Annotated in this window: 6 protein-coding genes and 2 pseudogenes; 3 read left to right on the forward strand and 5 right to left on the reverse strand. The window is 67.3% G+C overall.

Annotation, left to right across the window (positions count from 1 at the left end; genetic code table 11):
• Together LPN03_RS20175 and disA are read left to right on the forward strand one after the other, a co-directional pair.
• Positions 1 to 421, forward strand: a pseudogene (locus LPN03_RS20175) (hypothetical protein); the annotation flags it as partial.
• A 39-nt stretch (positions 422 to 460) separates the two neighbouring features.
• Entirely contained in the window at positions 461 to 1,528 is a 1,068-nt protein-coding gene (gene disA / locus LPN03_RS20180; RefSeq protein WP_165180415.1) for a DNA integrity scanning diadenylate cyclase DisA, read from the forward strand.
• A gap of 30 nt (positions 1,529 to 1,558) precedes the next feature.
• Here disA and LPN03_RS20185 read toward each other — a convergent pair whose 3' ends face one another.
• The gene (locus LPN03_RS20185) at positions 1,559 to 2,116 is read right to left on the reverse strand and encodes a hypothetical protein (protein ID WP_262455677.1); all 558 of its coding nucleotides are present in this window, start codon (positions 2,114 to 2,116) and stop codon (positions 1,559 to 1,561) included.
• A 211-nt stretch (positions 2,117 to 2,327) separates the two neighbouring features.
• On the opposite strand from LPN03_RS20185, the gene LPN03_RS20190 reads away from it, so the two are divergent.
• Positions 2,328 to 3,260: an A/G-specific adenine glycosylase gene (locus LPN03_RS20190; RefSeq protein WP_262455678.1), complete on the forward strand. Its 933-nt coding sequence runs from the start codon at positions 2,328 to 2,330 to the stop codon at positions 3,258 to 3,260.
• Positions 3,261 to 3,272: 12 nt separating this feature from the next.
• On the opposite strand, the gene dhaM is transcribed toward LPN03_RS20190, so the two are convergent.
• The 4 genes and pseudogenes from dhaM to LPN03_RS20210 form a co-directional block, all read right to left on the reverse strand.
• Complete coding sequence (dhaM, locus tag LPN03_RS20195) at positions 3,273 to 3,947, reverse strand: dihydroxyacetone kinase phosphoryl donor subunit DhaM (protein WP_262455679.1); 675 nt, start codon at positions 3,945 to 3,947, stop codon at positions 3,273 to 3,275.
• Positions 3,944 to 4,600: a dihydroxyacetone kinase subunit DhaL gene (dhaL, locus tag LPN03_RS20200; RefSeq protein WP_262455680.1), complete on the reverse strand. Its 657-nt coding sequence runs from the start codon at positions 4,598 to 4,600 to the stop codon at positions 3,944 to 3,946. The genes dhaM and dhaL overlap by 4 nt, the downstream gene beginning before the upstream one ends.
• Before the next feature lie 2 nt (positions 4,601 to 4,602).
• Positions 4,603 to 5,601, reverse strand: coding sequence for a dihydroxyacetone kinase subunit DhaK (dhaK, locus tag LPN03_RS20205; protein WP_165180419.1), 999 nt, complete (start codon positions 5,599 to 5,601; stop codon positions 4,603 to 4,605).
• Between the two features lie 136 nt (positions 5,602 to 5,737).
• Positions 5,738 to 6,959: pseudogene (locus LPN03_RS20210) on the reverse strand (glycosyl transferase); the annotation flags it as partial.

The following is a 6,959-nucleotide window of genomic DNA, read 5'->3' on the forward strand; positions in this document are numbered from 1 at the left end:
CGACATCGCCGCCGAAGTCCGCCGCAGCGACCCCGTCTGCACCGGCATCGGCTGCGACCACCCCGCCGCCACCTGCGAACTCGACCACACCATCCCCTACTGGATGAACCGGTACCGACCCGACGGCACACCCCTGCCCCACGGTGAAACCAGCATCGACAACCTCCGACCCCGCGACAGCTGCTGCCACCACCTCAAAGACAACCCCGACACCGGCTGGACCATCGAACCCCACACACCCGGCCAAACCAAAACCACCACCCCACCGGCCGCACCTACATCCACACCCAAAACACCGAACCCTACCCCTTCTAAAACCAATGCCCCAGCACACCTCTGCTCCCACAGGTTCTACTTCGACCACCGAGTGACGCGCCTGCAAGCTCAACGCGGGCGCGTCACACTAATATGGGGTATGTGACTTGTGCGGGTTCCCGTGCTTGAAAAGAAGGAATCGTCAATGCTTCGCAGCCCCGAAGAGGCCCTGAAGGCTACCCTTGCCCTAGTCGCCCCGGGAACCCCGCTACGTGATGGGCTGGAACGAATCCTTCGAGGGCGCACGGGTGCGCTGATTGTGCTCGGTTCCGACAAGACAATTGAAAGCCTCTGTTCGGGCGGGTTTGAGATCGGCATTGACTTTGCCCCGACCCGGCTCCGGGAACTCGCAAAGATGGACGGCGCCATTGTTTGCGACAAGGACGTTACCCGGATCTTGCGCGCAGCCGTGCAATTGGTGCCGGATCCCAGCATTGAAACCCAAGAGTCCGGAACCCGCCACCGCACTGCGGAACGCGTGGCAATTCAAACGGGCGTGCCCGTGGTGTCCGTCAGCCAGTCGATGCAGATCATCGCCCTCTATGTGGATGGCCTCCGCCACGTGCTGGAAGGCTCCGAAAAGGTGTTGGCCCGCGCCAACCAGGCCCTGGCCACGCTGGAAAGATACCGTGCGCGGCTGGACCAGGTGACCAGTTCGCTCTCCGCCCTGGAAATCGAGGCCATGGTCACCGTCCGCGATGTTGCCGTGACGCTGCAGCGCCACGAGATGGTACGGCGCATCTCCGAGGAAATCTCCCAGTATGTTTTGGAGCTTGGCGCCGACGGCCGGCTGCTGTCGCTCCAGCTTGACGAACTTTCGGCGTCCCGGGGATCCGGCGCGGACATGGTAATCCGCGACTACACCGATCCGGAGCTCACCAACACCGACACCGCCGTCGCGGCCCTGCAGGAAATCGACCAGGCAAACCTGATCGACCTGAACCTGATAGCCGGGATCGTGGGGCTCCCCACAGCCGACTCGCTGGAAAAGATCATCCAGCCCCGGGGCTACCGCCTCGTGTCGGAACTCAAGGCAGTGCCGCGCGCGGTTGCCGGGCGCCTGGTTGACCACTTTGGCGGCCTGCAAAACCTCATGGCCGCCACGATCGACGAGTTGATGGTGGTTGACGGCATTGGCGAATTGCGTGCAAGGACCGTCAGGGAGGGCCTTTCCCGCATTGCAGAGGCCAGCCTGCTGGACCGGTTCCTGTAACCCGCCAAACGGCTAGCGTCCCTTTCCACCCTACTTAAGGGTGAAAATAACCTTCTCGCTTGACCACTTCCCGAGCGTTGTGACAAACACGTAGGTCCCGGCCCCCGGCGTTGCCGCGACCTTGGTGCAGCCGGGCGTGCTGCGGTTGCGCAGCCAGGTAAAGTTCGCAGTTTCAGATGCCCCGGGCTTGAGGTTCTTGACCAGGTCGGTGGAGCCGGACTGGCAGTCCCGGGAATTGAAGATGACATCGTTGCCGCTGGTGATCTTGAATTCCATCTGGCTGGTGCCGACGTTGATGTCGCACGGTGCCTGGCCCGTGTTGGTCACCCGCAGCGTCAGCTTTGGGTCCGCGCTGGCATCGTATGAGGGTTTGTCGACGGAACCACTAACCTTGATCCCGGATTCATCACACACAGAAGACGCCAACGGGGTGGGCTTGTCGGCAGGCTGGGTGGCTGAAGGGGTGGATGCAGTGGCCGACGCGGTCTGTACTGCTGCGCCTGCATCCTGCGCTGCCGGGCCCGCCTTGTTCGCCCCGCCCAAAGCATTCGCCAGCGCCATGGCGCCAGCCACCATCGCGGCCACCACGAGCAACACCAAAACCGCAGCGACCTGTCGCCTGCGCCGGTAAACTTTCGCGGAAACCCTGGTCCGGGGGGCAGGCTGGCGCGCCGTTCCGCCCTGCCTGTTCTGTCCCGATGCCGCCACCCCTCCAGAGTATCCAACGCACGGCCGGTGCCACGCCAACCACGCCGCCCGGATACAGTGGAACTGCCCCCGCGAACCCCAAGGAGAATCGGTGCATCAGCAAGTCCTGCAATGGTTCCGTGAGTCTGCCCGGGACCTTCCGTGGCGCGGCGGCTGCTCCCCGTGGGGCATCCTGGTGAGCGAAATCATGCTGCAGCAGACGCCTGTGGTGCGGGTGCGGCCCGTCTGGGAAGAGTGGATGGCACGCTGGCCGGATCCGGCGGCATTCGCCGCTGCGCCGCAGGCGGAAGTGCTCCGTGCCTGGGGCCGGTTGGGCTATCCCCGGCGGGCCCTTCGCCTGCACGCGGCTGCCGGGGTGATTGTGGAGAAGCACGACGGCGCTGTGCCGGACACTTTCGACGAACTTTTGGCTCTTCCCGGCATAGGCACCTACACGGCCGCAGCAGTGGCGGCCTTTGCATTTGGCAGGCGCGAGACAGTGGTGGACACAAATATCCGCAGGGTATTCGCACGCCTGGTGATAGGCCAGGCATTGCCGGCACCCTCCCTGACGGCCGCCGAGATGGCACTGGCAAAGGAATTGCTGCCGGAAGATGCCGCCGAATCCGTGGAATGGAACGCCGGCGTCATGGAGCTGGGTGCCCTGGTGTGCACGGCCCGCAGCCCTCAGTGCGGGATTTGCCCGGTCCGCCGTGAGTGCGCCTGGATTGCGGCCGGCCAGCCGGAACCGAACTATGTGCCCAAGGGGCAGCCCTGGGCCGGCACGGACAGGCAGGTGCGCGGCGCCGTCATGGCGGTGCTGCGCGCCGCCGAGTCGCCGGTCCATGCGGAGCTGTTCTGGGGGCCCGCATCAGAGCTGGCTGCCCTGAAGGAACACCTCAGCCATCCAGGGGAGGTGGCGGACGCGCTGAAAAGCCTGCACAACCTCAACGTCCACGCACCCCAGCTCCAGCGCTCCCTGGCCAGCCTTGTCGCCGACGGCCTGGCCCAGCTGTCCGACGGCGGCTACCACCTGCCGCACTGACGGGCCGGATTCTCAGAGCTCGCCGAAGCCGCTCTCCACCTCGGTCCGCACCAGGTCCACGGCCCGTTGCGCGTCCGGCCCGCTGGCCCTGACGCGCAATTCGGTGCCCTGTCCGGCGCCGAGGGCCATCAGCAAGAAGACTGACTGGCCGTCCGCACCATTGATGTCTATGTCGACGTCCATGGCTCCCAGCGCACCGGCAAGGGCCGCCGCTGGCCGGGCATGCAGCCCGATCGGGTTGATCAGCGTCAGCACGGCCGTCACTTCGGCTGCACCCCCGCCATCCGGTACCTGAAGGGCTGGCTCGACGCCGGCATGCAAGGCAGTTTCTGCGGCCTTGCGCACCACTGCCAGGTCAGCGCCGGACTGGGCGGACACCGCAGCGGCGACGGCTCCCTCCACGAGGGGCGCATCGGCAAGCACAATGGTGTCCGGGTTGCCCATGAATTCGAGTGCTGTTTCGGCCGTCATGACGGCTGAACCGAGATCCGTCAGCACCACCACCCCGCTGCCGGTCTCGGCCTGGCCCAGCGCCGCTGTGACCTTGTCCAGCGAAGTCCCAATGCCGCCGTCGTCCGTGCCGCCGGCGGCTACCAGCACCACGTCGCGGGCCATCTGGGCCGCCAGTTCCACCACGCCGGCGGCCAGCTGCGCACTGTGCGAAACCACCACCAGTCCAACGCTCATTCGGCGGCCCCCGGGGCGCGGGCCGCTTCAGCGGCGGCCCGCAAAATCAGCGCCGAGGAAGCGGCGCCCGGATCGCGGTGGCCAATGGCACGCTCGCCGAGGTAGCTGGCCCGGCCCTTGTGCGCAATGAGGGGATCGGTGGACTCGGCACCAGCCTCGGCGGCAGCCGCGGCCGCAGCCAATACCGACCCGGCCGAGGCAGACGGACCGGTTGCCGCCGCGGTGGCGGCTTCCACGGCGGGCGTCCACGCATCGATCATGGTCTTGTCGCCAACTTCGGCCTTGCCGCGGGCCACCACCCCGTCGCGGGCGGCGGCCAGGGCCCCGGCGAGCGCGGCGGCGTCGAGCGTGGCAGCCTCGCCGGTCGCGGTGGCCATGCGCAGATACGCCGTGCCGTAGAGCGGCCCGGCCGCGCCGCCCACCTTGGACATGAGCGTCATGGCGGCCAGCTTGAAGGCCGCACCCGGCGTGGCGGGAGTTTCGGCGTCGAGCTTTTCAACAATCGCCTGGTAGCCGCGGTCAAGGTTCTCCCCGTGGTCGCCGTCGCCAATGGCCCTGTCCAATTCGCTCAGGGCAACCCGGTTCGCCGCCACAACGTCCGCACTCCGGCGCAGCCAGTCGACGGCCCACGCAGCCCCCAATGAATCCGCCATTGCTACATCCCCCATCGCAGTGCCGGCGTATTGACGGGGGCGTCCCACAGGCTGGTCATTTCATCGTCCAGGCGCAGCACGGAGATGGAGCAACCCTGCATTTCCAGGGCCGTGATGTAGTTCCCCACCAGGGACCGCTCCACGCTCAGTCCGGCGTCGGCCAGGACCTTTGCCGCACGGCGGTACACGATGTACAGCTCGCTGGCGGGGGTGCCGCCCATGCCGTTGACGAACAGGAGCACCTTGTCCCCCGCGGCAGGCTTGAGGTCCGTCAGGATCGGCTCCAGCAGCCGGTCGGTGATGCCGTCGGCGTTTTCCATCGGGATGCGGTGGCGGCCCGGCTCGCCGTGGATGCCGATGCCGATTTCAATTTCGTCCTCACCCAGCTCAAAGCTTGGCACGCCGGCGTGGGGCACTGTGCAGGCAGAGAGGGCCACGCCCATGGTGCGCACATTGTCCACCACGCGCTGGCCGATGGCGGCAACGGCGTCGAGCCCGTCCCCACGCTCAGCAGCCGCGCCGGCGATCTTCTCCACCAGGACGGTGCCGCCAACGCCGCGCCGCCCGGCCGTGTACAGGGAATCCTCGACGGCGACATCGTCGTTCACCAGGACTGTGCGCACCTCGATGCCTTCCGCCTGCGCCATCTCCGCCGCCGTCTCAAAGTTCAGGACGTCCCCGGTGTAGTTCTTCACGATATGCACCACGCCGGCACCTGAATTGGCCGCGACAGTCGCCGGGATGATCTGGTCGGGTGTGGGTGAGGTGAAGACCGCGCCGGGAACGGCCGCGTCCAGCATGCCAAAGCCCACGTAGCCGGCGTGCAGGGGCTCGTGGCCGCTGCCGCCGCCGGAGAGCAGGCCAACCTTGCCGGACTTTGCCTCCTTGCGCGAGACAAAGAGCGGGTCGGGGTGAACGGTGACCAGCCCGGCGTGGGCCAGGCCGAAGCCCTCCACCGATTCATCCACCACGGCCTTGGGATCGTTAATGAGCTTCTTCATGACGGCACCCTCCGAATTAAACAGTGAGCATAAACGGTGGCGGCCGCAGCTATTGTGAAACCGCCCCTCTCTTGAACACTACCCGGACGGGTTGCCGCTTGGTAGGGGCCAAGCGGCAACCCGTCCACCGCTGGGCTCAGCCCACCAGCTTGTACACCGTGGAGTTGCCCACGGTAGTGGCGGTGTAGTGCTGCTGCACCCAGGTGGCGATGCTGGAGCTGCCGTCCTGCGTGGCGCTCGGGCCGCTGCCCGCGCTGCCCGTACTGCTCGCACTGCCCGCGCTGCCCGTACTGCCTGAACTGCTCGCGCTGCGCCCAGCTGCACCGCCCATGCCGCCACCCATGCCGCCGCCTGCGATGTAGTAGCTAATCTCTCCCTTGGCCACCATCGCCTGGAACTGCGCCAACGTGGGGTACGGATCGGAGCCGCTCCAGCCGCCCAGGTCGATGACGGAAGTGCCGGTAGCCAGTTCCAGATCGGCGGCACTGCTTGCGCCTGAGATGATGGCGGACCATTTGGTGGTGGTTCGTTCCAGCAGCGAGTTCAGCGCCGTGGACGAGGCGCTGGCATTCCCCACCCCTGCCCCTGAAGCCCCGCCGGGCCCGGTTGCGCTGCCTCCTTGGCCGGTTGCGCTGCCGGCCGCGCTACCGCTCGCCCCTCCGGGTCCGCCAGCCATCCCGCCGCCCTGTCGCCGAGCCAGGCCGCGGCCACCGGTTCCGCCGAAACCGCCGCCCATCGCCGACGCGGTGGGGCCCGACGTCGGAATTGATCCTGTGTGCCCCTGCGACGCCGTTGCAAGCGTCCAGGCCGTGGTGCCCAGGCCGCCGGCCAGCACCGACAAGACAATAACGGCAGCCGTCCCGGCCTTGAAGGCCCCCATTCGCCAGCGGTCCAGCCGGGCCAGGATGGCGGCACCGGCGAGGACGCCGCAGGCGATGACCACGAACTTCAGCCACGGCAGCCAGGACGGGTCACGGGCCAGCAACACCGCGGACCAGGCCGCAGTCCCGGCCACGAGCACCGCCAGCACCACCCGGAAGGCGGCGTGCGCCCGCCTGCGCCACAGTTCGACGGCGCCGATCCCCACCAGTGCGGCGACGGCCGGGGCCAGCGCCACCACGTAGTAGGGGTGGATGGTCCCTGCCATGAAGCTGAACGTCAGGGCAGTGACCACCAGCCAGCCGCCCCAGAGAATCAGGGATGCCCGCAATTGGCTGGTCCGTGCCGCCCGCCGCGTGATCCACAGCCCGGCCACCAGTGCAATCAGTGCGGCAGGCAGCAGCCAGGACACCTCGGTGCCAAAGGATGTGCCAAACATCCGCAGGATGCCGGTGGCCCCGCCAAAGCCCACGTTCCCA

The sequence above is a fragment of the Arthrobacter sp. A2-55 genome (assembly GCF_025548615.1).
In the GTDB taxonomy this organism is placed as follows: domain Bacteria; phylum Actinomycetota; class Actinomycetes; order Actinomycetales; family Micrococcaceae; genus Specibacter; species Specibacter silviterrae.

Bases quoted from the DNA above. Each gene is read 5' to 3' on its own strand.
- disA (WP_165180415.1), top strand. From the start codon at position 461: ATGCTTCGCAGCCCCGAAGAGGCCCTGAAGGCTACCCTTGCCCTAGTC.
- dhaL (WP_262455680.1), bottom strand. From the start codon at position 4,600: ATGGCGGATTCATTGGGGGCTGCGTGGGCCGTCGACTGGCTGCGCCGG.
- dhaM (WP_262455679.1), bottom strand. From the start codon at position 3,947: ATGAGCGTTGGACTGGTGGTGGTTTCGCACAGTGCGCAGCTGGCCGCC.
- dhaK (WP_165180419.1), bottom strand. From the start codon at position 5,601: ATGAAGAAGCTCATTAACGATCCCAAGGCCGTGGTGGATGAATCGGTG.